20 protein-coding genes and 2 pseudogenes are annotated in these 25,437 nt (G+C 62.0%); 12 read left to right on the top strand and 10 right to left on the bottom strand.

Features of this window, described 5'->3' with window-relative positions; all coding sequences use genetic code 11:
• Positions 1 to 6: 6 nt before the first annotated feature.
• Positions 7 to 825, bottom strand: a pseudogene (locus tag ACM6IK_RS04455) (cache domain-containing protein); the annotation flags it as partial.
• A 203-nt stretch (positions 826 to 1,028) separates the two neighbouring features.
• Entirely contained in the window at positions 1,029 to 2,345 is a 1,317-nt protein-coding gene (locus ACM6IK_RS04450; RefSeq protein ID WP_108219194.1) for a Na+/H+ antiporter family protein, read from the bottom strand.
• Positions 2,346 to 2,728: 383 nt separating this feature from the next.
• Here ACM6IK_RS04450 and ACM6IK_RS04445 point away from each other — a divergent pair.
• The 3 genes and pseudogenes from ACM6IK_RS04445 to ACM6IK_RS04435 all read left to right on the top strand — a co-directional run.
• Positions 2,729 to 4,018: pseudogene (locus ACM6IK_RS04445) on the top strand (HAMP domain-containing protein); the annotation flags it as partial.
• 102 nt (positions 4,019 to 4,120) lie between these two features.
• A complete protein-coding gene (locus ACM6IK_RS04440; protein ID WP_414873367.1) occupies positions 4,121 to 4,876 on the top strand; it encodes a methyl-accepting chemotaxis protein in 756 nt (251 codons plus the stop codon).
• 330 nt (positions 4,877 to 5,206) lie between these two features.
• On the top strand, positions 5,207 to 6,883 hold the full coding sequence (locus ACM6IK_RS04435) for an MFS transporter (protein WP_414873321.1): 1,677 nt from the start codon (positions 5,207 to 5,209) through the stop codon (positions 6,881 to 6,883).
• A gap of 128 nt (positions 6,884 to 7,011) precedes the next feature.
• On the opposite strand, the gene ACM6IK_RS04430 is transcribed toward ACM6IK_RS04435, so the two are convergent.
• Genes ACM6IK_RS04430 through ACM6IK_RS04420 form a run of 3 tightly spaced genes read right to left on the bottom strand, consistent with a single transcriptional unit; the run spans position 7,012 to position 9,317 of the window.
• Positions 7,012 to 8,328 carry a sensor histidine kinase gene (locus ACM6IK_RS04430; RefSeq protein WP_414873320.1) on the bottom strand — a complete coding sequence of 439 codons (1,317 nt, stop codon included), beginning with the start codon at positions 8,326 to 8,328 and terminating at the stop codon, positions 7,012 to 7,014.
• Positions 8,325 to 8,993 (bottom strand): response regulator transcription factor, encoded by a 669-nt coding sequence (locus ACM6IK_RS04425; protein ID WP_108219190.1) that lies wholly within the window; start codon positions 8,991 to 8,993, stop codon positions 8,325 to 8,327. Before ACM6IK_RS04425 ends, ACM6IK_RS04430 begins: the two co-directional genes overlap by 4 nt.
• Before the next feature lie 3 nt (positions 8,994 to 8,996).
• Entirely contained in the window at positions 8,997 to 9,317 is a 321-nt protein-coding gene (locus tag ACM6IK_RS04420) for a PepSY domain-containing protein (protein ID WP_108219189.1), read from the bottom strand.
• Positions 9,318 to 9,655: 338 nt separating this feature from the next.
• Here ACM6IK_RS04420 and ACM6IK_RS04415 point away from each other — a divergent pair, with 338 nt between their 5' ends.
• The 4 genes from ACM6IK_RS04415 (at position 9,656) to codA (ending at position 13,667) form a co-directional block, all read left to right on the top strand.
• A complete protein-coding gene (locus tag ACM6IK_RS04415; protein ID WP_414873319.1) occupies positions 9,656 to 10,735 on the top strand; it encodes a patatin-like phospholipase family protein in 1,080 nt (359 codons plus the stop codon).
• Between the two features lie 74 nt (positions 10,736 to 10,809).
• The gene (queD, locus tag ACM6IK_RS04410) at positions 10,810 to 11,166 is read left to right on the top strand and encodes a 6-carboxytetrahydropterin synthase QueD (RefSeq protein WP_008021670.1); all 357 of its coding nucleotides are present in this window, start codon (positions 10,810 to 10,812) and stop codon (positions 11,164 to 11,166) included.
• A 211-nt stretch (positions 11,167 to 11,377) separates the two neighbouring features.
• Positions 11,378 to 12,208, top strand: a complete 831-nt coding sequence (locus tag ACM6IK_RS04405; RefSeq protein ID WP_414873318.1) for an alpha/beta fold hydrolase — start codon at positions 11,378 to 11,380, stop codon at positions 12,206 to 12,208.
• Between the two features lie 214 nt (positions 12,209 to 12,422).
• Complete coding sequence (gene codA / locus ACM6IK_RS04400) at positions 12,423 to 13,667, top strand: cytosine deaminase (RefSeq protein ID WP_414873317.1); 1,245 nt, start codon at positions 12,423 to 12,425, stop codon at positions 13,665 to 13,667.
• A 111-nt stretch (positions 13,668 to 13,778) separates the two neighbouring features.
• Here the strand turns inward: codA and ACM6IK_RS04395 are convergent, their stop codons facing one another.
• Complete coding sequence (locus ACM6IK_RS04395) at positions 13,779 to 14,771, bottom strand: diaminopimelate epimerase (protein WP_414873316.1); 993 nt, start codon at positions 14,769 to 14,771, stop codon at positions 13,779 to 13,781.
• Between the two features lie 165 nt (positions 14,772 to 14,936).
• Between ACM6IK_RS04395 and ACM6IK_RS04390 the strand changes: the two genes are divergently transcribed.
• From ACM6IK_RS04390 to ACM6IK_RS04370, 5 genes are all read left to right on the top strand, one after another.
• Entirely contained in the window at positions 14,937 to 16,088 is a 1,152-nt protein-coding gene (locus ACM6IK_RS04390) for an MFS transporter (protein ID WP_414873315.1), read from the top strand.
• A 196-nt stretch (positions 16,089 to 16,284) separates the two neighbouring features.
• Complete coding sequence (locus tag ACM6IK_RS04385) at positions 16,285 to 17,067, top strand: enoyl-CoA hydratase-related protein (protein WP_414873314.1); 783 nt, start codon at positions 16,285 to 16,287, stop codon at positions 17,065 to 17,067.
• Positions 17,064 to 18,245: an acetyl-CoA C-acyltransferase family protein gene (locus ACM6IK_RS04380; RefSeq protein WP_414873313.1), complete on the top strand. Its 1,182-nt coding sequence runs from the start codon at positions 17,064 to 17,066 to the stop codon at positions 18,243 to 18,245. The genes ACM6IK_RS04385 and ACM6IK_RS04380 overlap by 4 nt, the downstream gene beginning before the upstream one ends.
• A 320-nt stretch (positions 18,246 to 18,565) precedes the next feature.
• Positions 18,566 to 19,687, top strand: coding sequence for an HlyD family secretion protein (locus tag ACM6IK_RS04375; protein WP_414873312.1), 1,122 nt, complete (start codon positions 18,566 to 18,568; stop codon positions 19,685 to 19,687).
• The gene (locus tag ACM6IK_RS04370; RefSeq protein WP_414873311.1) at positions 19,684 to 21,276 is read left to right on the top strand and encodes a DHA2 family efflux MFS transporter permease subunit; all 1,593 of its coding nucleotides are present in this window, start codon (positions 19,684 to 19,686) and stop codon (positions 21,274 to 21,276) included. The genes ACM6IK_RS04375 and ACM6IK_RS04370 overlap by 4 nt, the downstream gene beginning before the upstream one ends.
• A gap of 12 nt (positions 21,277 to 21,288) precedes the next feature.
• On the opposite strand, the gene ACM6IK_RS04365 is transcribed toward ACM6IK_RS04370, so the two are convergent.
• The 4 genes from ACM6IK_RS04365 to ACM6IK_RS04350 form a co-directional block, all read right to left on the bottom strand.
• Positions 21,289 to 21,729, bottom strand: coding sequence for a carboxymuconolactone decarboxylase family protein (locus ACM6IK_RS04365; protein ID WP_108219467.1), 441 nt, complete (start codon positions 21,727 to 21,729; stop codon positions 21,289 to 21,291).
• 237 nt (positions 21,730 to 21,966) lie between these two features.
• Positions 21,967 to 23,409: a mechanosensitive ion channel domain-containing protein gene (locus ACM6IK_RS04360; RefSeq protein ID WP_414873310.1), complete on the bottom strand. Its 1,443-nt coding sequence runs from the start codon at positions 23,407 to 23,409 to the stop codon at positions 21,967 to 21,969.
• A 311-nt stretch (positions 23,410 to 23,720) separates the two neighbouring features.
• Positions 23,721 to 24,404 (bottom strand): isochorismatase family protein, encoded by a 684-nt coding sequence (locus ACM6IK_RS04355; RefSeq protein ID WP_414873309.1) that lies wholly within the window; start codon positions 24,402 to 24,404, stop codon positions 23,721 to 23,723.
• A gap of 92 nt (positions 24,405 to 24,496) precedes the next feature.
• Complete coding sequence (locus ACM6IK_RS04350) at positions 24,497 to 25,363, bottom strand: pirin family protein (protein WP_414873308.1); 867 nt, start codon at positions 25,361 to 25,363, stop codon at positions 24,497 to 24,499.
• Between the last annotated feature and the right edge of the window lie 74 nt (positions 25,364 to 25,437).

The following is a 25,437-nucleotide window of genomic DNA, read 5'->3' as shown; positions in this document are numbered from 1 at the left end:
CTTGTCGACGAAACGGTTGAACGAGCCGGCCAATTCACCGAGTTCGTCCTGGCTGGTGATGGTCAGGCGGCGGGTCAGGTCGCCCTCGCCTGCCGCGATGTCGTCGAGGTTGGCTTTCATCAGATGCAGCGGACGCAGAATAGTGTTGGCCAGCAACATCCCGGCAGCGGCGATCACCAGCAGCACCACGACTGCTACGCCAACGATGCTCAGCACCATGCCCTGCATGCGCTCCTGGACCTTGGCTTCGACCACCGCCACCTGCGCTTCGATGCCGTCGAGGTTGACCGAGGTGCCGACCGCCATGTCCCACTTCGGCAGGTATTCGGTGTAGCCGAGCTTGGGCACCAGCACCTGGGTATTGCCGGGCAACGGCGAGCTGTATTGCAGGTAGTGCGTACCGTCCCTGGCGACTTTCACCAGGTCGCGGTTGACGTAGATACCGTTCGGGTCGCGGTTGTCCTTGAAACTCTGGCCCACGCCTTCGGGGCTGTTGGCCTTGAACAGGCGCACGGTGTTGGAGTCGTAGCCGAAGAAGTAGCCGTCCTTGCCATAGGTGATGCTCGACAGCAGCTTGATCACCTGGGCCCGCGCCGCCTCATCGCCGGGGGCGGCTGCGTCGTAGAGCGGTTTGATCGTGGTCATGGCCACGGCCACGTAGCTTTGCAAGGTCGCCTTGGCATCGCTGAGCAGGCGCTCGCGGGTCTGCTCGACTTCCTTGCGCGCCTGATCCTGCAGAATGAACAGTGTGGTCAGGCTGATGACCAGCGCAAACAGCAACACCGGGAGGACGGCAAGGGACAGGACTTTAGCCTTGAGGCTCATGCGCATGACGTTCACTCTTTTGATTTTGTTGGCGTGGTTAAAAGCTTTAACGGCACGCCGCGGCAAAAGTTGAACGCGGTCAAATGGACGGATGCAGGTCCCTTGTAGGAGCGAGCCTGCTCGCGATAGCGGTGGCACAGTCAACATTTACTTGGCTGACAGACCGAAATCGCGAGCAGGCTCGCTCCTACAGGGGTTTCGGGTTACAAGACCATCGCCGCCACCCAGCCAAACGCCAGCAGCGGCAGGTTGTAGTGCAGGAAGGTCGGGACCACGGTGTCCCAGATGTGATGGTGCTGGCCGTCGATGTTCAGGCCGGAGGTCGGGCCCAGGGTCGAGTCCGACGCCGGCGAACCGGCATCGCCCAGGGCACCGGCGGTGCCGACGATGCACACGATGGCAATCGGGCTGAAACCCAGTTGCACGCACAACGGCACGAAGATCGCCGCCAGGATCGGCACGGTGGAGAACGACGAGCCGATGCCCATCGTCACCAGCAACCCCACCAGCAACATCAGCAAGGCGCCGATGCCTTTGCTGTGATCGATGTACGCCGCCGACGACTCGACCAGCGTCTGCACCTCACCGGTGGCCTTCATCACTTCGGCAAAGCCTGAGGCGGCGATCATGATGAAGCCGATCATCGCCATCATTTTCATGCCTTCGGTGAACAGATCGTCGGTGTCACGCCATTTGACGATGCCCGACACCGAGAAAATCAGGAAACCGGCCAATGCACCGATAATCATCGAATCCAGCAGCAACTGAATGATGAATGCCACCGCGATGGCCACGCCGGCCACCATCAGGCTCAGCGGGTTGTATTGCACCGCCACTTGCTCGACCTGTTCGATCTTTTCCAGGTCGTAGACACGCTTCTTGCGGTAGCTGACAAACGCGATCAGCAGGCCCGCCACCATGCCCAGGGCCGGAATGCCCATGGCGTGGGTCACATTGATGCCGCTGATGTCCACACCGCTGCGGGCGACGTTGGCCAGCAGGATTTCATTGAGGAAAATGTTGCCGAAGCCCACCGGCAGGAACATGTAGGGTGTGATCAAACCGAAGGTCATGACACAGGCGATCAGGCGACGGTCCAGTTGCAGCCTGGTCAGCACATATAGAAGCGGCGGCACCAGCAACGGAATGAACGCGATATGGATCGGCAGGATGTTCTGCGAGGCAATGGCTACGACCCAGAGCAGGCCGATCAGCAGCCATTTGACCTGGCCACCGCCGTTGGCGTGCTGGCGATCGACCATCGCCAGGGCCTTGTCGGCCAGCGCATGGGCCATGCCGGACTTGGCAATGGCCACGGCAAAAGCCCCGAGCAAGGCGTAGGACAACGCCACCGTCGCCCCGCCACCGAGGCCACTGTTGAAAGCCTTGAGCGTCGCTTCGATCCCCAGGCCACCGGTCAAGCCACCGACCAGCGCACCGACGATCAGGGCGATCACCACATGCACGCGGGACAGGCTGAGCACCAGCATGATGCCGACCGCGGCAATTACTGCATTCATTGTCATACCTCTGGGCAAGCGAAAAGAGTCCGGCCGGCAGTCTGCGTGAGCCGCCAGCGGATAAAAGGAATGGGTCTTATTAGAGGGCGCGCACTTTGCCGGACCGCTGCCGCCTTGTCAAAGCAACCGGGCAATGGGGATACATATTTGCATGTGATGACCTGTGGCGAGGGGGCTTGCCCCCGTTGGGGCGCGAAGCGCCCCCGGCAATCATCCAGTTGAAGCGGATTGACCGATTTACGACTGCTGCGCAGCCGAACGGGGCGGTTCGGCGGTCCGACAAGCCCCCTCGCCACAAAAGCTTTGGCTGTTGGCATAAAGAAAGCCGGATCGCGGCCGCTACAGTGCAAAGTCTCAGATATTTATCGAATAAGGACGTCTCCATGCCGCTCAGACAACTGTCCATTCAATGGAAGATCACCCTGCTGGCCGGGTTGTGCCTGGCGGGCATCGTGACCCTGCTGGTGGGTCTTTCGCTGTACCGCATGGAGCACAGCTCCGGGCTGGTGAAAGCCTCGAGCATGGAGATGCTGACCGAAGCGGCCCAGGCGCGGATCGAGTCCCAGGGCGAAAACCAGGCGCTGGGGATTCGCCAGCAGTTCATGGACGCCTATCAGTACGGTCACGGCTTCTCGCGGCAGGTGCTGTTCCTGCGCGATCAGGCCGAGAAGCGCTTTCTCGATGCCTTCGACCTGCGCGAAGACCTGACCCGCCAGGTCAAGTCGGCCCTGCAGGCCAACCCGGAACTGCTCGGCCTGTCCCTGGTGTTCGAACCCAACGGGCTGGACGGCAAGGACGAACTGTTCGCCGGGCAAGCGGAACTTGGCAGCAACGACAAGGGCCGTTTTGCCCTCTACTGGTCGCAGCCGACGCCGGGCAAAGTGACGTCGATGGCACTGCCGGAAAAGGACATGGCCGATACCAGCGCCGGCCCCAGCGGCGAAGCGGCCAACGCCTGGTTCACCTGCCCGCGCACCACGCTCAAGCCGTGCGTGATCGAACCCTACTTCTATGAGATCGACGGTCAGAACGTACTGATGACCAGCATCGTTTTCCCGCTGATGGTCAACGGCAAGGTCATGGCCTCGCTGTCGGTCGACATCAACCTCAACAGCCTGCAAGCAGTCAGCCTGGGGGCGAGCAAGAAACTCTACGACGGCCAGACCAGCGTCAGCATCATCAGCCCGGCCGGCCTGCTCGCCGGCTACAGCCCGGACGCCAGCAAACTCAGCCAGCGCCTGGATGCCGTGGACAAGGCCAGCGGCGCCGAACTGCTGCGCATGCTCGCCGCCAGCAGCAAAACCGGCAGCCTGCACAGCCAGCAACAACTGAAAGTGCTCGCACCGTTCCAGCCGATCCCCGGCGGTAAATCCTGGGGCGTGTTGCTCGACGTGCCGGAGAAAGTCCTGGTCGGCCCCGCCGAAGCCCTGAAAAAGCAACTCGATGACAGCAATACCGCCGGTACGCTGGTCGAGCTCGGTCTGGGGGTACTCGCCGCGCTGCTGGGCCTGGTGCTGGTGTGGCTGATGGCCCGCAGCGTCACCCGACCGATCCTCGGCGTGGCACACATGCTCGAAGACATCGCCAGCGGTGAAGGTGACCTGACCCGCCGACTGGCTTACGACAAGAAGGATGAGCTGGGCCAACTGGCCGGCTGGTTCAATCGTTTCCTCGACAAGCTGCAACCGATCATTGCCGAAGTGAAACGCTCGGTGCAGGACGCCCGCAGCACCGCTGACCAGTCGTCCGCCATCGCCGCCCAGACCAGCGCCGGCATGGAGCAGCAATACCGTCAGGTGGATCAGGTGGCGACCGCCTCCCACGAGATGAGCGCCACCGCCCAGGACGTCGCCCGTAGCGCCGCGCAAGCGGCCCATGCCGCGCGGGATGCCGATCAGGCGACCCGCCAGGGCCTGACCGTGATCGACCGCACCACCGCCAGCATCGACAACCTCGCCGCCGACATGAGCACGGCCATGATCCAGGTCGAAGGCCTGGCCGCCAACAGCGAGAAGATCGGCACGGTACTGGAAGTGATCCGTGCGATCGCCGAGCAAACCAATCTGCTGGCCCTCAACGCCGCGATCGAAGCGGCCCGTGCCGGTGAGGCCGGACGCGGTTTTGCCGTGGTGGCCGATGAAGTGCGCAACCTGGCGCGGCGAACCCAGGAATCCGTGGAAGAAACCCGTCTGGTGATCGAACAACTGCAAAACGGCACCCAAGAGGTGGTGGGTTCGATGAATAACAGCCATCGTCAGGCCCAGGGCAGTGTCGAGCAGGTTGGCCAGGCCGTGACGGCACTGCGCCAGATCGGCGACGCGGTGACCGTGATCAACGACATGAACATGCAGATCGCCAGTGCCGCCGAAGAGCAAAGCGCGGTGGCCGAGGAGATCAACAACAACGTGGCGACCATTCGCGACGTGACCGAGTCGCTGTCGGGCCAGGCCAATGAATCGGCGCGGGTCAGTCAGTCGCTCAACAGCCTGGCGAACCAGCAGCAGAGCCTGATGGATCAGTTCCGCGTCTGAACCTTGCAAGTAGAACAAAATACCTGTGGGAGCGAGCTTGCTCCGGGCGGCGTTCCGACGATGGCGGTGGATCAGACAACATCTTTGTCGATTGACACTCCGCCATCGCGAGCAAGCTCGCTCCCACATTTGTTTCTGCGCGCAGCCCAACAAAATGATGGCGAGTGGATATCTGCCGCAAGCGGATTATGCTTCAAGGAACCTTGCAGCATTTTGTGGCGTCAACCTCAATGCAAGACCCGTAATCCGATGACTTCAGCCCCAGGGCCTGGGTAGGGTAAGTGTTGGTGGGAACTCCGGCCTACGACAAGAGCAAGACGGAGAATACTCATGACGGCAATCTACGGCACATCCGCGGGCAGCACGCCCAACCACGGGATCACCCGGGAGGAGCGCAAGGTCATCTTCGCCTCGTCCCTGGGCACCGTGTTCGAATGGTACGACTTCTACCTGTACGGTTCCCTCGCGGCGATCATCGCCAAGCACTTCTTTGCCGGCGTCAACGAAACGACTTCCTTCATCTTCGCCCTGCTCGCCTTCGCCGCCGGCTTCGCCGTCCGGCCCTTCGGCGCCATCGTGTTCGGCCGGTTGGGCGACATGATCGGGCGCAAACACACCTTCCTCATCACCATCGTGATCATGGGTATTTCCACGGCTGTGGTGGGTTTGCTGCCGGGCTATGCAACCATCGGCGTCGCTGCGCCGATCATTCTGATCAGCCTGCGCCTGCTGCAAGGCCTGGCGCTGGGCGGTGAGTACGGCGGCGCGGCGACCTACGTGGCCGAACACGCACCCAAGGGCAAACGAGGCTACTTCACCTCGTGGATTCAGACGACCGCCACCCTCGGTCTGTTTCTTTCACTGCTGGTGATACTCGCCTGCCGCACCGCTCTGGGCACCGAAGCCTTCGAAGCCTGGGGCTGGCGGATTCCATTCCTGCTGTCGATCCTGCTGTTGATCATCTCGGTGTACATCCGCCTGCAACTGAGCGAATCACCGGTGTTCATGAAAATGAAAGCCGAAGGCAAGTCCTCCAAGGCACCGTTGACCGAGTCCTTCGCCCGTTGGGACAACCTCAAGATCGTGATCATGGCCCTGCTCGGAGGTACCGCAGGTCAAGCAGTGGTCTGGTACACCGGGCAGTTCTATGCGCTGTTTTTCCTGCTGCAGACGCTGAAGATCGACCCGCAGACCGCCAATTTGCTGATCGCCGGCTCGCTGCTGATCGGTACGCCGTTCTTCGTCATTTTCGGCAGCCTGTCCGACCGCATCGGGCGCAAAGGCATCATCATGGCTGGCTGCATCCTGGCGGCAGTGACCTATTTCCCGATCTTCCATGCGTTGACCCAGTACGGTAGCCCGGACGTGTTCATTGCGCAGGAGAAAAATCCGGTCACGGTCATCGCCAATCCCGGCCAGTGTTCGTTCCAGTTCGACCCGGTGGGCAAGGCCAAATTCACCAGTTCCTGTGACCTGGCCAAGACCGTGCTGGCTAAAAAGGCCATCCCCTACAAGAACGTGAGCGCCGAGCCGGGCGCTGTTGCGCAGGTGCGCATTGGCGAGAAAGTGATCGAGAGCTTCGAGGGCACCGGCATGCCGGCCGCCGACTTCAAGGCCAGGAACGACGCCTTTACCGCCAACCTCGTCACTGCCCTCAAGGACGCCGGCTACCCCGAGAAGGCCGACCCGGCCAAGACCAACTACCCGATGGTGCTACTGCTCCTGACCATCCTGGTGATCTACGTGACCATGGTCTACGGGCCGATTGCCGCCTGGCTGGTGGAACTGTTTCCGGCGCGCATCCGCTACACCTCGATGTCGCTGCCCTATCACATCGGCAATGGCTGGTTCGGTGGCTTCCTGCCGACGGTGGCGTTCGCCATGGTGGCGGCCACGGGGGATATCTACTATGGGCTGTGGTATCCGATCGTCATCGCGGTGATGACGGCTGTGCTGGGTATTTTCTTCATGCCGGAAACCAAGGATCGGGAGATTCATCACACATAAGCCAGACACAACACAAATCAATGTAGGAGTGAGCCTGCTCGCGATAGCGGTGTGTCAGCCAACATTTTCATCGACTGACACTCCGCCATCGCGAGCAGGCTCACTCCTACAGGGTTCTTGGTGTGGCCTCAGGTGTGTTTGGGCAACTCGACGGCTACCTTCAACCCGCCCCACTCGCTTTCCTGCAGCACTAACGTCCCGCCCCAGCTATCGACGATATCGCGCACAATCCCCAGCCCCAAACCATGCCCCTGGGTTTGCTCGTCCAGCCGTGTCCCCCGACTGAACACCTGATCGCGACGTTCTTCGGGAATGCCTGGGCCATCATCTTCCACACTCAGTTCAAACCCCTCCGCCCGCTCGACCACACTCAGCCGCACCTCGGCATCCGCCCATTTGCAGGCGTTGTCCAGCAGGTTGCCCAGCAGTTCCAGCAGGTCTTCACGATCCCAGGGCAATTGCAGGCCGGTCGGTGCGCGGTAGCTCAGCGCCAGGTGTTCGCCATGGATCATGTTCAGGGTTGCCAGCAATCCGGGGAGTTCAGCATCGCAATCAAACAGCGCGCCCGGCAGCGCATCGCCGGACAACCGCGCACGATTGAGTTCGCGATTGAGCCGTTGCTCGACCTGTTGCAGTTGTTCCTTGAGGGTCTTGCGCAGTTGCGGGTGCGCCTCAAGCTGTTCGCTCGAGGCCAGGCTCAATAGCACCGCCAGCGGCGTTTTCAACGCGTGGCCGAGGTTGCCCAAGGCATTGCGCGAGCGCTTGAGGCTGTCTTCGGTGTGGGCCAGCAAGTGGTTGATCTGCGCCACCAGCGGCTCCAGTTCCACCGGCACCCGATCGTCGAGTTGCGAACGCTGGCCCTGTTGCAACTGCGCGATCTGTTCGCGCGCCTGCTCCAGCGGGCGCAAGGCGCGGCGCACGGTGATCCGTTGCAGCAGCAGGATCAGCAGCAGCCCGGTCAAACCGAGGCCCAACCCGAGCTGTTGCATAAGCCGGAAGCTTTCGCGTATTGGCGTGTAATCCTCGGCGACGCTGATGGAGATCGGCACTCCCGAACGTCGATAGTCCGAACGCAGTACCAGCAACTGCTGCCCTTCCGGCCCCAGTTGCAGGTTGCCATGCAGGCCAGTGTGATCGAGCACCGGCAGTTCCTGATCCCATAAAGAACGGGAACGCCAATGGCCGTCGGCGAGATCGATGCGGAAATAATGCCCGGAAAACGGCCGCTGATAGGCCGGTGACAGGCGTCGTTCATCCAGTTGCAAGCCCTGCGGTCCGCGCACCAGTGCCGCCAGCAGGTTCTCGCTGTCGTTGCGCAACCCGGCTTCGAGGTAGCGCTGCAAACTCATTTCAAACAACCACAGGCTGGTTTGCGCCAGTACCAGGCCAACGACCACCATCACGCTGATCAGGCCCAGGCTCAAGCGGCGCTGGATCGATCTCACCGGGCTTGCCCGCCGAACAGGTAACCCTGGCCGCGACGGGTCTCAATCACACTTTTGCCGAGCTTGCGGCGCAAATGGTTGACGTGGACTTCCAGCACATTGGAATCGCGCTCGGTTTCACCGTCGTAGAGGTGCTCGGCGAGGTGGCTTTTGGAGAGGATCCGCTCGGGGTGCAGCATGAAATAACGCAACAGGCGAAACTCCGCGGCGGTCAGCTGAATGTCCGCACCGTCGCGGACAACGCACTGCCGACCTTCGTCCAGATGCAGCCCGGCGGCCTGGAGCGTTGGCTGGTTGACCTGGCCATGGGAGCGGCGCAGCAACGCCTGGATGCGCAAAAACAGCTCTTCGGGATGAAACGGTTTGGTCAGGTAATCATCGGCGCCGGTCTTCAGGCCTTCGATGCGCTCGGCCCAGGAACCACGGGCGGTCAGGATCAGCACCGGCGTGGCCAGCCCTGTCGCGCGCCATTGCGCCAGCACCTCCAGCCCCGGCACGCCCGGCAAACCGAGGTCGAGGACGATCAGGTCATAAGGTTCGGTACTGCCCTGAAGCACCGCGTCGCGACCATCGGCCAGCCAGTCCACCGCATAACCCTGGCGGTCAAGACCGGCCAGCAGTTCGTCGGCCAGGGGCACATGGTCTTCCACCAGCAGCAAACGCATGGATCAGTCTTCCTTGTCTTTGAGTAAACGGCCGGTGGTGGCGTCGATGCCCAGTTCGCGGACCACTCCTTCAGGGGTCAGCAGTTCCACTTCATAAATGTAGACGTCGTGTTTTTCTTCGAGCTCGGCTTCCAGCAGTTTCGCGCCGGGGTAGCGATCCATCGCCTGCTGCAGCAGTTGCTCCAGCGGCAGGATCACGCCCTGCTGACGCAGGCGCAGGGCTTCATCCTGATCCAGATCGCGGGCCATGACTGCCGAGCAAAAAGCCAGAAGCACCAGCGCTATCCAGCTGCCGGTGCATCGCTTGAATAGAAACACCTTCATTACCAATCCTGATGATTCTTGAGAACCTGCCCGCTGACAGCGTCTGATTCCAGATCCCGGTCGGTGCCAGTGGTGTGAGCTTCTCGAAAGCCACTATGGTACCAGCGTCGCATCGGGGGCCAGGCGAGCCATCTTAACCCGCTGAACTTAATTGAAGCTGAATTGCCATCATCACTGACACCGCAACCCCGTAGGAGCTGGCTTGTCGGGTCGCCGCATCGCAGCGAAGGCGGTGAGTCAGGCAACATTGATGCTGATTGATACACCGCTTTCGCGAGCAAGCTCGCTCCTACAGTGTTCGTGTTTATAATTTCTTCTTGCCCGACATCGAGCCCCTAATGACCGCCATCCACATCAAGTTCCCTTCCCTGACCCTCAAGGCCGGTCCGCGCGCCTATGCGCACATTCGCGCCAACGGCCTCAACGCGGCCGAGGTCGGCACCTTGCCCGGCGCGGCCGGCGGTCCGAAGGCGCTGGGGATTCAGGGACTGGACCTGGCGCTGTTCGGCGAGTGGCTGCCGGCGGCACCGCGGGAACGCTCGTTGATTGGCGCATCGGTGGGTTCCTGGCGCTTCGCCAGCGCCTGCCTACCGGATGCCGCCGAGGGCATCCGGCGTCTCGGGCAGCTGTACACCGAGCAGAATTTCGCCAAGGGCGTGACCATGGCGCAGATCAGCCAGAGCTCCCGGCGCATGCTCAATGACCTGCTCGACGGTCGCGATGCCTCGATACTCGGCAACAGCGATTACCGCCTGAACATCATGGTGGTCAAAAGCCACGGCCTGCTGGCCGACGATCATCGTGGTCGCCTGGGACTGGGCCTGTCATCGGTCATCGCCGACAACCTGCGTGGCCGGGCGCGGCTGGCACGGCACTTCGAACGCCTGATCATCCACGACCCGCGCCTGGCGCCGCCGGTCAATGCATTGAATGACTTCCCGTCGCGCTTCGTCGCCCTCAACGCCGGCAATTTGCGCCAGGCCTTGCTCGCTTCAGGCTCGATTCCGATGGTGATGGAAGGCGTGCGTGACCTGCCGGGCGCCGGTACCGGGACCTTCCGCGACGGCGGCCTGCTGGATTACCACCTGGACCTGCCCTACAGCGGCAACGACATCGTGCTCTACCCGCACTTCACCGACCGGGTGATTCCCGGCTGGTTTGACAAGACCCTGCCATGGCGCCGCGCCTGCCCGGCACGCTTGCAAAACGTGCTGCTGCTGGCGCCGTCGAAGGACTACCTGGCGCGCCTGCCCTACGGCAAACTGCCGGACCGCAACGACTTCAAGCGTTTCATGGGCGACGCCCCGAGCCGGCAGAAATACTGGCGCACGACCATGGACGAAAGCCGCCGCATGGGGGACGAATTCCTCGAACTGGCCGCCAACGGTCGCCTCGGCGAGCGCTTGCTGACCCTTTAGTCAGGACAAACTGGTAAACTCGCCACCTGCCCGAATCGCTGCGGCGAACGCCACCTGAACAGAGCTGAAAAACTGTGGAAATCTTCAAAGAATTCACCTTCGAATCCGCCCACCGCCTGCCCCACGTACCGGACGGCCACAAATGCGGCCGCCTGCACGGTCACTCGTTCAAAGTGGCAATCCACCTGAGCGGCGACCTCGACCCGCACACTGGCTGGATCCGCGACTTCTCGGAAATCAAGGAGATCTTCAAGCCGCTGTACGAGCGCCTGGACCACAACTACCTGAACGACATTCCTGGCCTGGAAAACCCGACCAGTGAAGTCTTGGCCAAGTTTATCTGGCAGGAATTGAAGCCTTTGCTGCCGGAGCTGAGCGCGATCCGTATCCACGAAACCTGCACCAGCGGTTGCATCTATCGCGGCGAATAAACCTGCGGATAAATGCAAACCCCCTGTGGGAGCGAGCTTGCTCGCGATAGCGGTAGTTCAGTCACTTTGATGTCAGATGTGCCGCCGCCATCGCGAGCAAGCTCGCTCCCACATGGGAATGCGTTTCGTCAGTCGATCAAGTAAGCCACCTTCAAAGGTGGTTTTTTTATGCCTATGCTTTTGCCTCTTCCCCCGCCAAGAGGACAAGCCCATGGCTGACTGGCCGCTGGATCAGGTCTTCGCCTTCAACGGACATCAGGTACGCTACGCCGTAAGCGGCGACGGCCCGCCGCTGGTGTTGGTGCATGGCACGCCGTTTTCTTCTTACGTGTGGCACCGGATCGCACCGTATTTCACGGCCACTCACCGCGTTTACTACTTCGATCTGCTGGGCTATGGGCAGTCGGCGCAACCCGACGCCGATGTCTCGCTCGGCGTGCAAAATCAGTTGCTGGCACAGTTGCTGGAACATTGGGGCCTGGATTGCCCCGACGTGGTGGCCCACGACTTCGGCGGTGCCACCGCCCTGCGCACACATCTGCTCAACGGCAAGGATTACCGTAGCCTGACGCTGATTGATCCGGTGGCGCTGACGCCCTGGGGCTCGCCGTTCGTGCAGCATGTGCGTCAGCATGAAGCGGCCTTCAGCGGACTGCCCGATTACATCCAGCGCGCCATCGTGCCGACCTATATTCGCGGGGCCATCCAGCGCGAAATCCCCGACGCTGAGCTCGCCCCCTATGTGCAGCCATGGCTGGGGGAGCCCGGGCAAGCGGCGTTCTACCGGCAGATCGCGCAGATGGACGAGCGTTATACCCGCGAGGCCGAGGGCCTGTACCCGACGATTCGCTGCCCGGTGCAGATTCTCTGGGGTGAAGACGATCAGTGGATTCCCATCGAACGCGGGCGCGCGCTGCACCGGATGATTCCAGGGTCGCAGTTTTATCCGATACCCAACGCCGGTCATCTGGTTCAGGAAGACGCGCCCGAAGCGGTCGTCGCCGCTCTGATGCGATTTTTACCCCTGCAAAAATCTTCCTGAACAAATCCGGTCCCCTGTGGGAGCGGGCTTGCTCGCGAAAGCGTCGGCACAGCCAACATCCATGGGACAGGAATTCCGCCTTCGCGAGCAAGTCGAATCGTCGCACCGCCGCTCCCACATTTGGACAGTGGTGATCAATGCCACTGGCGGGAATCGCCGCAGGCGAGCTAACGTAAGAATATTGCCTACACGATTCGCCAAAAGGACTCGCCCGATGCACATCATCAACGCCCGTCTGCGCAACCAGGAAGGCCTGCATGAGTTGTACCTGGAAAACGGCCTGATCAGCAGCATCACCCGCCAGATCGAAGCCCCGACCCTGGGTCCCGACGATCTGGATGCCGGCGGCAATCTGGTGGTGCCGCCCTTTGTCGAGCCGCACATCCACCTCGACGCGACCCTGACCGCCGGTGATCCGCGCTGGAACATGAGCGGCACGCTGTTCGAAGGCATCGAGTGCTGGGGCGAGCGCAAGGCGACCATCACCCTCGAGGACACCAAGGCCCGGGCGAAGAAAACCATCCAGACTCTCGCCGCCCACGGCATCCAGCATGTGCGCACCCACGTCGATGTCACCGACCCGCAATTGACCGCGCTCAAGGCGATGCTCGAAGTGCGCGAGGAAAGCCGGCATCTGGTCGATATGCAAATCGTCGCGTTCCCCCAGGAGGGCATCGAGTCCTACCGCAATGGTCGTGAATTGATGGAGGAAGCCATCCGCATGGGTGCGGACGTGGTGGGCGGCATTCCGCATTTCGAATACACCCGCGACCAGGGCGTCAGCTCGGTGAAGTTCCTGATGGACTTGGCCGAACGCAGCGGTTGCCTGGTGGACGTGCATTGCGACGAAACCGACGACCCGCACTCGCGCTTTCTCGAAGTGCTCGCCGAAGAGGCCCGCAGCCGCGACATGGGTTCGCGGGTCACGGCCAGCCACACCACGGCCATGGGCTCCTACGACAATGCCTACTGCGCCAAGCTGTTTCGCCTGCTCGGGCATTCGGGGATCAGCTTTGTCTCCTGCCCCACTGAGAGCATCCACCTGCAAGGGCGCTTCGACAGTTTCCCGAAACGCCGGGGCGTGACCCGGGTCAACGAGTTGCTGGAAGCGGGCATGAACGTGTGCTTCGGCCAGGACTCGATCGTCGATCCGTGGTATCCGCTGGGTAATGGCAACATTTTGCGGGTGCTGGAAGCCGGGCTGCACATCTGCCACATGCTCGGTTATCGCAACCTGCAGAGTGCGCTGGACCTGGTGACGGACAATAGCGCCAAAGCCATGAACCTCGGCAATCGCTATGGCCTGGAGCGCGGGCGACCGGCGAACCTGCTGATTCTGTCGGCAGAGAGTGATTACGAGGTGATCCGCAGCCAGGGGTTGCCGCTGTACTCGATACGCGAGGGCAAGGTGTTGATGAAGCGGACGATGCCGGTGGTGGAGTTCAGTGGGCTGAGCTGAATCTGGTGTTGACCGAGCTGACGCCATCGCGAGCAAGCTCGCTCCCACAGGTTTTGTGAACGACATAAAACCACTGTGGGAGCGAGCTTGCTCGCGATGGCGATATCAACTTCAATCGATTAACCGAGCCGTACCAAACAGGCTGATCCGACTCAAGTCCCCCAACTCCTCTTCCAGCAAGATCGGCGCCGTGCCACCCGGCATCGTCACCTTCACTTGCCCGGCAGTCACCCAGCCCACCCGCCACGCCGCACAGGCCACCGCACTTGCGCTGGTCCCCGAAGACGCCGTCGGCCCCTCGCCCCGCTCGAACACCCGCGCGGCGATGTGCCCTTCAGACACGCGCATGGCCCATTGCAGATTGATCCCCGCCGCACAAGGCCGCCCTGCCCCGGTCGGCATCGCGTAGGCAATTCGCGTCAGCCCCTCAGCCAATCCCGGTTCTCGCATCTGCTCATTGCCGGGCAGGTCGTCGGCGTTTTCCACCAGCGTCACGCAATGCGGATTGCCGACCCGCGCGAACTGGCTACGCGACCAGGCGCCATTGAGTGCCGACAACTGCTTAACGTGGCTGATTTCACAACTGTTGAACATTGCAGCTTCAACTCCGTGAGCACTGACTGCCGACGGCCCGAATCCCGGCTGCCCCAGGTCGAGCCAAAAACCCTTCACACCATCTACCTCGGCGGCTTTCACTGAAGTCTGCCCCGGCGAAGGCGTATCAGCCTTGTCGTGGTGAACCCTGAGCAGACAGGCTTCGTTCTTCGGCAACAACCCTTGATCGCTGAGAGCCTGGGAAAAAATCGTCAGCCCATTGCCACTGCGCTCGGCCAGGGTGCCGTCGGTGTTGACGATCAACAGATCAAAGGGTGGCGAGGACTGAAACGGTCCGACCAGCAAACCGTCGCTGCGATGATCCTTGCTGCCGAGTGGTTGCGTGCCGGGTGCCCAGTTGCAGCATGCGTCGATGGCCGCCACTGCCCATGCCTGACGGGATTGTGCGGCGAGGCTGGCCTGATGGGGCAAGTCGATCCCCTGGCGGCGCAGTTCTTCCGGCGCTACCACGATGTAAATGTTGCCCCGTGCATCGTACCGCTGCGCCATGGCGCCCTCCGTGTGTGATTGGAATGGCTCAACATATCGCGAAAGACAGCGGCGCTGTGCAACGATGTCGCTTTGTTTCGGCGCAAAACTTCCGGGCACTGATCGAACCCTCACCGGTCGATCACTGTCCGTTGAGGACGTGACGTTTTTTTGCCAGGGATCGATATGACCAGCCTCAACAATCAAACCACCTTCGTTCCCGGCCGCCTGGAACAAATGTCCACGCGCATCGCCTTTTTCATCGCCGGTTTCGGCATCGCCGCGTGGGCGCCGCTGGTGCCCTATGCCAAGGCCCGGGCCGGGCTGGATGAAGGCACCCTGGGATTGTTGCTGCTGTGCCTGGGGGTGGGTTCGATCCTGGCGATGCCATTGGCCGGGATCCTGGCCACGCGCTTCGGCTGCCGGCGGGTGACGACCGGCGGCACCCTGCTGATCTGTGCCGCCCTGCCGCTGCTGGCGACGGTGTCATCGATTCCGGCCTTGATCGCGGCGCTGTTCATGTTCGGCGCGGGTCTGGGCACGGTGGATTCGACGGTCAACCTGCAAGCGGTGATCGTCGAGCGCGCCAGCGGCAAAAACATGATGTCGGGTTTCCATGGCCTGTTCAGCCTGGGCGGAATTGTCGGTGCGGCGGGTGTCAGCGGATTGCTTGGCCTGGGGATTTCCCCGCTGGGGGCCACGCTGGTGGTGATCGTGATGTTGCTGATCGCACTGGCCAAGGCCGTACCGCACCTGTTGCCCTACGGCAGCGAGCGTTCGGGGCCGGCGTTTGCGGTACCCCATGGCATCGTCCTGTTCATCGGGGGCATGTGCTTCATCGTATTCCTCGCCGAAGGCGCGGCGCTGGACTGGAGCGCGGTGTTCCTGGCGCAGGAACGCGGTATAGACACGGCGTATGCGGGGCTTGGTTATGCGGCGTTTGCCTTGACCATGACAGCCGGGCGTTTGACCGGTGACAAAATCGTACGGCGATTGGGCGCGACACGGGTGATGGTGTTCGGCGGGCTGACGGCTGCCGCAGGTTTGTTCCTGGCGACGTTCGCACCGAGCTGGGAAGCCGCGCTGGTGGGTTATGCGCTGCTGGGTGCCGGTTGTTCGAACATTGTGCCGATCCTGTACACCGCGGTCGGCAAGCAGACGGTCATGCCCGAAAGCATCGCCGTACCGGCCATTACCACCCTGGGTTATGCGGGCATTCTGGCGGGACCGGCCGTGATCGGCTTCATCGCCCATGGCAGCAGCTTGAGTTTTGCCTTTGCCCTGATGGCGGTGCTGCTGGTGGCGGTGGCGATTGGCGGGAAAGTGTTGAAGGTCTGAAAAGCTTCGCTGGCAAGCCAGCTCCTACAGGGATCACACAGAACCTGGACTACACCCCAAAAGTTGGACACCAACCCTGACTTTAGGCGCACCCGCATGGCAAAAAGCGGCAGTGCAGTTGACCCGTTTTGCTATAGATCCGGAGTTTGTCCGGCGCTTAAAGTGGCAACCCTGAACCGACCCTGCAGAGCCTGCGATGACCGACCTGATCAAACACGAGCAGCGCGATGGCGTGTTGACGCTGACCATCGACCGCCCGGACAAGCTCAACGCGCTCAACAACGCCATGTACACGCAACTGGCCGAGCTGTTGCTGGCCGCCGACGAAGACGAGCAGACCGGCGTGGTCATCATCACCGGTGGCCCGACCTGCTTTACCAGCGGCAATGACCTGGTGGATTTCCTCCAGCACCCGCCGACGCATCTGGACGCCCCGGCGTTCCACCTGATGAAGGTCGTTACGCGCCTGCATAAACCGCTGATCGCGGCAGTCTGCGGGGCGGCCATCGGCATCGGCACCACGTTGCTGCTGCATTGCGACCAGGTACTGGTCACCCGTAACGCCAAGCTGCGCATGCCGTTCGTCAACATCGGCCTGTGCCCCGAATTTGGCGCCAGCCTGTTGCTGCCCCGCCGCCTCGGCCATGCCCGTGCCGCGAGCCTGCTGCTGTTGGGCAACGGCCTGGACGGCAACGAAGCGGTGGCCTGGGGCCTGGCCAACGAAGCCTTCGATGACGGCGAGCAATGCCTGGCGGCGGCCCTCAAGATCGCCCAGCGCTTTCTGGCCATGCCCCAGCAAGCCTTGCGCCAGTCCCGGCAATTGATGAAGCAGGCGTCCCTGGCCGAACTGGACGCCACCCTGCGCGAAGAAAACACGCTGTTCATTCAGCGCCTGAATACCGACGAGGCGAAAACCGCCTTGAACGCCCTGCTCAATCGCCGTACAGACAAGAATCCACCGAAAGGAAACCAGCCATGAACACTCCGGAAATCTACGTCGTCAGCGCCGCCCGTACCGCCATCGGTACGTTCGGTGGTTCGCTCAAGGACGTGCCACTGGCCGACCTCGCGACCACAGCCGTGAAAGCCGCCCTGGAGCGAGCCGCCGTGGACCCGGCGCTCGTTGGCCATCTGGTGATGGGCAACGTGATCCCGACTGAAACCCGCGACGCCTACATCTCCCGCGTCGCGGCGATGAACGCCGGCATCCCGAAGGAAACCCCGGCCTACAACGTCAACCGTCTGTGCGGTTCGGGCTTGCAAGCGATCATCAACGCCGCCCAGACCCTGATGCTCGGTGATGCCGACATCGTCGTCGGTGCCGGTGCCGAATCCATGAGCCGCGGCCCGTACCTGATGCCGGCCGCCCGTTGGGGTTCGCGCATGGGCAACGCCCAGGTCATCGACTACATGCTTGGCATCCTGCATGACCCGTTCCATGGCATCCACATGGGCATCACCGCCGAGAACATCGCCGTGCGCAACGGCATCACCCGCGAAATGCAAGACGCCCTGGCTTTCGAAGACCAGCAACGCGCAGCCCACGCGATTGCCAACGGCTACTTCAGCGAGCAGATCGCGACCGTGGAAATCCAGGATCGCAAAGGCGTCAAACTGTTCAGCGTCGACGAACATCCGCGCGCCACGTCCCTGGAACAACTGGCAGCGATGAAGCCGGCATTCAAGAAGGACGGCTCGGTCACCGCCGGCAACGCCTCGGGCCTGAACGACGGTGCCGCGGCACTGGTCATGGCCAGCGGCAACGCGGTCCAGGCCAACAACCTCAAACCCCTCGCCCGCCTGGTCAGCTACGCCCACGCCGGCGTCGAACCGGAATTCATGGGCCTGGGCCCGATCCCGGCCACCCGCCTGGCGCTCAAGCGCGCCGGCCTGACCGTCGCCGACCTGGACGTGATCGAAGCCAACATCGCCTTCGCCGCCCAGGCCTGCGCCGTCAGCCAGGAACTCGATCTAGATCCGGCCAAGGTCAACCCGAACGGTTCGGGCATCGCCCTGGGCCACCCGGTGGGCGCGACCGGCGCGATCATCACCACCAAGGCCATCCACGAACTGCACCGCACCGGCGGCCGTTATGCGCTGGTGACCATGTGCATCGGTGGTGGTCAGGGGATTGCGGCGATTTTTGAGCGCGTCTAAGCCATAGCTGTAAAAAGGCCGGTGATCGTGCAGATCACCGGCCTTTTTCATTCCAGTAAACCAGTAGCGACTCCCTGTGGGAGCGAGCTTGCTCCGGGCGGCGTTCCGACGATCGCGGCGTATCAGGCACCATCATTGTTGACTGGACGGCCGCTATCGCGAGCAAGCTCGCTCCCACAGTGGCTCTCTAGCGCACGCAGAATCTCATTCTTTTGGACCAAACCACCTGACGATCGGCAGCAAAAAGCATTTGCCACAAAATATTACATGCGTCATATTACGAGCGTCATAATTAACCGTTACCCGACAGGTATCCCTCCATGACCAGCATGTCCACCGTTGAACACGACCTGGCCGCCTCGGTGACTGCCGCCAAACCTCCCCTGCTCAAACGCCTGTTGTTGCCAACACTGGGTATCGCAGCGCTGGTACTGGCCGGGGTATATGGCGCGCATTGGTGGACGACCGGCCGTTTCATCGAGGAAACCGACGACGCCTACATCGGCGGCGACGTAACGGTGATCGGGCCGAAAGTGGCGGGTTATATCGACGAAGTGCTGGTAACCGATAACCAGAAGGTCAAGGCCGGCGACGTGCTGATCCGTCTCGATTCGCGCGACTATCGGGCCAATCTGGCCAAGGCCGAAGGCGCGGTGGCCGCCGAAGAAGCCCTGCTCGCCAACCTCGACGCCACCGAACAACTGCAACAGGCCGTCATCGGCCAGGCCCGCGCCGGCATCGACGCCGCCGGTGCCGAGGCCACCCGCTCCCGGGATGACGATGCCCGCTACAAAAAACTGGTGACCACCAACGCCGTCTCGGTGGAAAGCGCCCAGCGGGCCAACGCCACGTTCAAGACAGCCCAGGCCCAAAGCAACCGCGCCCAGGCTGAACTGCTGGCCGCGCAGCGCCAGTTGAATGTGATCGACACCCAGAAACAACAGGCCCGGGCCGCCTTGATCCAGGCCAGGGCCGAGCGCGACCTGGCGCAATTGAATGTCGGCTACACCGAACTGAAGGCGCCGGTTGACGGTGTGATCGGCAATCGCCGGGCCCGGGTCGGCGCTTATGCCCAGGCCGGCTCGCAATTGCTCTCGGTGGTGCCGTCCAGCGGTCTGTGGGTCGATGCCAATTTCAAGGAAGACCAACTGGCGCACATGGTGCCGGGGCAACGGGTGGTGATCCATGCCGATGTGCTGTCGGGGCAGGAATTCCACGGTCACCTGGACAGCCTTGCCCCCGCCAGCGGTTCGCAATTCAGTGTGTTGCCGCCGGAAAACGCCACCGGCAACTTCACCAAGATCGTGCAGCGGGTGCCGGTGCGGATTCACCTCGATCCGGCCGACAGCGTACTCGGCCACCTGCGTCCGGGGTTGTCGGTCACCGCTGAAGTGGACACGCGCAAGGAGCCTGAAGCGCCAGCCGTGGCCAGCGCGCCATGAGCCAAGCCCTCGCCGCCCCGGCGCAACCGTTCAATGCCGCGAACCTGGCGACGGCGACCAAGGTGTTCGCCTTTGCCAGCATGTGCATCGGCATGTTCATTGCGCTGCTGGATATCCAGATTGTCTCGGCTTCGTTGCGTGACATCGGCGGCGGGCTCTCTGCCGGCACCGACGAAACCGCGTGGGTGCAAACCAGTTACCTGATCGCCGAAATCATCGTGATCCCGCTGTCGGGCTGGCTGTCCCGGGTGTTCTCGACGCGCTGGCTGTTTTGCGCGTCGGCGGTGGGCTTCACCCTGACCAGCCTGCTGTGCGGCGCGGCCTGGAACATCCAGAGCATGATCGCCTTCCGTGCCCTGCAAGGGTTTCTGGGCGGCTCGATGATCCCGATGGTGTTCACCACCGCGTTCGTGTTCTTCACCGGCAAGCAACGGGTGATCGCCGCCGCGACCATCGGCGCGGTGGCCTCATTGGCACCGACCCTGGGGCCAGTGATCGGTGGCTGGATCACTGACATATCGTCCTGGCACTGGCTGTTCTACATCAACCTGGTCCCCGGCATCTTTGTCGCCGTGGCCGTGCCGATGCTGGTGAAAATCGACCAGCCGGAACTGTCGCTGCTCAAAGGCGCGGATTACTTGAGCATGGTGTTTCTGGCGCTGTTCCTCGGCTGCCTGGAATACACCCTCGAAGAAGGCCCGCGCTGGAACTGGTTCAGCGACCGTACGATCCTGACCACCGCGTGGATCAGCGGCCTGGCCGGCCTGGCATTCATCGGCCGGACCTTGCATGTAGCCAATCCGATTGTCGATTTGCGTGCCTTGAAGGATCGCAACTTCGCCCTTGGCTGTTTCTTCTCGTTCGTCACCGGCATCGGCCTGTTCGCCACCATTTACCTGACGCCGCTGTTCCTCGGCCGGGTGCGGGGCTACGGTGCGCTGGACATTGGTCTGGCGGTTTTCTCCACCGGGGTGTTCCAGATCATGGCGATTCCGCTGTATGCCTTTCTGGCCAACCGCGTCGATCTGCGCTGGATCATGATGACCGGCCTGGGGCTGTTCGCCTTGTCGATGTGGGATTTCAGCCCGATCACCCATGACTGGGGGGCCAGGGAACTGATGCTGCCGCAAGCCTTGCGCGGGATTGCCCAGCAACTGGCGGTACCGCCCGCGGTGACGCTGACGCTCGGTGGCCTGGCGCCGGCGCGGCTCAAACATGCGTCGGGGTTGTTCAACCTGATGCGCAACCTGGGCGGGGCTATCGGTATCGCCGCGTGTGCGACCATTCTCAATGACCGCACCAACCTGCATTTCACCCGGCTGGCGGAGCACCTCAACAGCACCAACGAGGCGCTCAACCAATGGCTGTCCCAGGTCGGCAACACCTTCGCCGCCCACGGCCAGAGCGGTGACGCCGGGGTCACCGCCAGCCTGCATCAACTATGGCTGCTGACCTACCGCGAAGCCCAGACGCAAACCTATGGCGACGCGTTTCTGATGATCGGGGTGTGCTTCGTCATCGCCACGGCGATGGTGCCCTTGATGCGCAAGGTGCAACCACCGGCCGCGCCGAGTGCCGATGCGCATTGATGCTTGTGCGGGTCAGGCCTGAGGCATTTTACGGAAGCCAATGGCCAGGCGATTCCAGGCGTTGATGGTGGTGATGGCGACAGTCAGGTCGACCATTTCCCTGGCATCGAACTGGGCGGTAGCCAGCTCATAGTCTTCGTCGGGGGCATGGGTCTGGCTGATCAGGGTCAGGGATTCGGTCCAGGCCAGTGCGGCGCGTTCACGTTCGGTGAAGAACGGTGTTTCGCGCCAGGCCGACAGTGTGGCCAGACGACGCTCGGATTCACCGCCCTTGCGCGCATCGGCACTGTGCATGTCCAGGCAGAAGGCGCAGCCGTTGATTTGCGAGGTGCGCAGCTTGACCAGTTCGATCAGGTTTTTTTCCAGCGGCAGTTTCGACACCGCTGTTTCCAAAGCGATCATCGCTTTGAGGGCGTCAGGGGAAGCGGTGTAGAAATCGATACGCGGTTGCATGGCGTGCTCCAGGGCAAGTGGGTGTGTCGCTACGTTAGTCCCGCGGCCTGGTTACACAAATAGCCAATTTTCCAGAAGTCGAGGAGGCCATTGGTGCGGGGGTGATGGGTTTCACGCTTCACTTTTGGTGAGTTCACTGCCGTCATCGCGAGCAAGCTCGCTCCCACATTTGACCGCATTTCCCTGTGGGAGCGAGCCGGCTCCGGGCGGCGATCCGACGATTCGCGCAGCGGCCATTCACACCCGATTGCGCAACCACTGCAAAAAGCCCTTTTTCGCCACCGTCACCGGCAACTCCTGGGTCAGGGTTTTCGCTTTGAGCAGCCGGTAATCGAGCAAGGCCTGCATCGCATCGTTGATGTCGTGTCGGGCATCCAGGCACGGCTTGAGGTATGCCTTTTCGATGCGGTACAGGGCACAGTAGGTCTTGGCGGTAAACCGCGCCGGCACCGAACTGTCGGTCAGAATGCCGGCCTCGCCGATCACTTCCCCCGGCCCCATGCGCCCGGATTCGAAAGGCACGCCATGCCGGGTCAGCGTCACCGTGACCACCCCGGACTCGATGATGAACAGGTGATCACTGACCTCCCCCGCCTCCAGGATCGTTTCCCCGGCGCGGAACGATTGCAACATCATGTTCTGGCTGAAGGTGTCTTTCTCTTCCTGGCGCAAGGTGGAGAAAATCGGCGAGCTGTCGAGCAACGCCCGGGGCCGCGACAGGTTACCCGGCGAATTGGGTTCCACGCTCGACAGCAGGTTGACGCCGGACGCCTGCAAGTGCCGGTAGGCCAGGTCGAACAGTTGATTGCGCACCGAACGCTTCTCGTCCATCGACGCGACAAACCCGTTGATTTCATAGACCACTCCGGTGTTGCTGGCGCATTTCATGCCGACATTCGGCGACGGTGTCTCCAGCAGAAAGCGGCAGCCCTGCATGGCCCGCTCCAGGGCTTCGATCACCGTGTTCGGTCGCGCATGCGGGCTCACTTCCAGCGAGACGGAGATGCCGAACATGTCGCTGGGCCGACTGAAATTGATGATCTTGGCCTTGGCGGCCAGGGAGTTGGGTATGACCGCCATGCAACCCTGGGAGGTCTGCAGGCGCGTGGCACGCCAGTCGATGTCGGTGACCCGGCCTTCCATGCCGTCTATGGAGATGTAGTCATCCAGTTGGTAGGGTTTGGTGGTGTTCAGGACGATCCCGGAAAACACGTCACTGAGGGTACTTTGCAAGGCCAGGCCGACGATGATCGCCAACGCACCGGAGGTCGCCAGCACGCCTTTGACCGGCAGATCGAGTACATAGGCCAGGGCGGCAATGATCGCGATCAGGAAAATCACCGCACCGAGCAAATCCTGGAGCAACCGCCCGGTATGCCCGACCCGTTGCATCATCACCGCACCGATCAGCACCGTCAGCATCCGCGCGCCGAACAACCACCAGCCGATCTGCAATCCGGTGGCCGCCAGGTGCAACGGTACGTTGTCGGCCCAGGGCGGTGGCTCCATCGGGTTCAGGCCTTCGTTGAACAGCAGAAGGCTGTATAGCGCGAAAATCGTGACCCGCAACAGAAGCTTCCAAGGGTTGCGGTTGTCACCGATTAAACGCCACAACCCGAGGTCAATCAGGATCAGCGCCATGGCGCAGATCAATGGGTGTTCGGTGAGGAAAGACAGCATCAAGCAACTCCAGCCAGGGCTAATAACGCGAAGATCGCACAGATTGGCCATAGTGTAGGAGCAATTGATTTGGCGGGATGAACACCCTCCCAAAAACACCACAAAACCAAATGTAGGAGCGAGCCTGCTCGCGATGGCGGCCTGACAGTCAGAACATCAGTGACTGTTCTACCGTCATCGCGAGCAGGCTCGCTCCTACAGGGGCCAGCGTGCTGTAGCTGGTTATCAGGTTGCGGTAATCCGGAATATGGTTGGAGAACAGCGTGCCCAACCCTTCGATGTCGTTGCAGAAATCGGCGTGGGGTCACCGGTCAGCGTTGGGAGTCCAGCACCTCGTGTTCGTTCGCCACTTGCCGGGCCTTGAGGTAACTCTCGATCAGCAATTGATAATGTGGCATGGCCTGGGCGTAGACAGCGGCCCACTGCTCGGCATCCGGACGGTTCCACGAGCCTTGCAGCTCGGATAGCGTCGCCATGATGTCGATCGGCACCACCCCGGCCTGGGCCAGGCGGGCAACGGTCAGCTCGGTGGCCAGTTTCGAGTGGTTGCCCGAGGCGTCGACCACCGCGAACACCTTGTAGCCTTCATGCACGGCGGCGATGGACGGGAACGCCAGGCATACGCTGGTCAGGGTGCCGGCGATCACCAGGGTTTTCTTGCCCGTGGCTTTGACCGCCGCGTGAAACTCCGGGTTGTCCCAGGCGTTGATTTCACCTTTGCGCGCCACGTATTGCGCATGGGGTGCGGCCTCGTGGATTTCCGGGATCAACGGCCCGTTCGGTCCTTGTGGAACCGAGGCAGTGGTGATCACCGGCATTTTCAGCAAGGTCGCGGCCTTGGCCAGGGCGATGGCGTTGGCGCGCAGTTGGGACACGTCCATGTCCTTGACGATCTGGAACAGTCCGCTCTGATGGTCGATCAACAACATGGCGGCATCGTTGGGATCGATAGTCGGTTTCTGGCCATTGAAATTGGCCGCGTTGACGGTACTCATGTGCGTTTCCTCTTTCTTTCAGGCAATAGCCATCCCTGGCCTCGGACCGGCCTACGCATCCTGTGTAGAACGGGTTGTTGAAACGGAACGGGTTAAGCGTGCATCCGGCCGAAGCGACCGGACTGGAAGTCGGCGAAGGCCTGGTGGATTTCCTGCTCGGTGTTCATCACGAACGGCCCGTGGCCGACGATCGGTTCATCGATCGGTTCGCCGCTGAGCAACAGCACCACCGCGTCTTCGCTGGCTTCGAGGCTCATCTGATCGCCCTTGCGATCGAACAGGGCCAACTGCCCCTGGCGCACCGACTCCAGGCCGTTGACCTGAACCGTGCCACGCAACACCACCAGTGCGGTGTTGCGCCCTTCATGCAGGTCAAGGCTGAGCAACTTGCCGGCATTCAAACGAATGTCCCACACGTCGATCGGGGTAAAGGTGCGCGCCGGGCCTTGGTGACCGTCGAACTCACCGGCGATCAGGCGCAGGCTGCCGGCGTTGTCCTGCAAGGCGATGCTCGGGATGTCGCCGTCGAGGATCGTCTGGTAGCCGGGGTCGGCCATCTTGTCCCTGGCCGGCAGGTTGACCCACAGTTGCACCATCTCCAGGGTGCCGCCGCTTTTGGCGAAACCTTCGGAGTGAAACTCTTCATGCAGGATCCCCGAAGCAGCGGTCATCCATTGCACATCGCCGGGGCCGATCTTGCCGCCGCTGCCGGTGGAGTCCCGGTGCTCCAGTTCGCCCTCGTAAACGATAGTCACGGTTTCGAAGCCACGATGCGGATGCTGACCAACGCCACGTCGCTCGCTGGTTGGAGTGAATTGCGCAGGGCCGGCGTGATCCAGCAACAGGAACGGGCTGATGTGTTTGCCCAGGTTGTCGTAGGAAAACAGCGTGCGAACCGGAAAACCGTCGCCGACCCAGTGGGCCCGTGGACTGGTGTAGATACCGATGATGTTTTTCATGGTGTCTCCTGATGAGGTGGGTGAAGCCATGGACAGAGCTTAAAACCGTGACCTTTGCTGCGCTAGACTGCAAA

Origin of the sequence: Pseudomonas sp. IT-196MI5, assembly GCF_949767415.1 — a bacterium.
Taxonomy (GTDB): Bacteria; Pseudomonadota; Gammaproteobacteria; order Pseudomonadales; family Pseudomonadaceae; genus Aquipseudomonas.
This window is presented reverse-complemented; position numbering and strand designations above follow the sequence as displayed.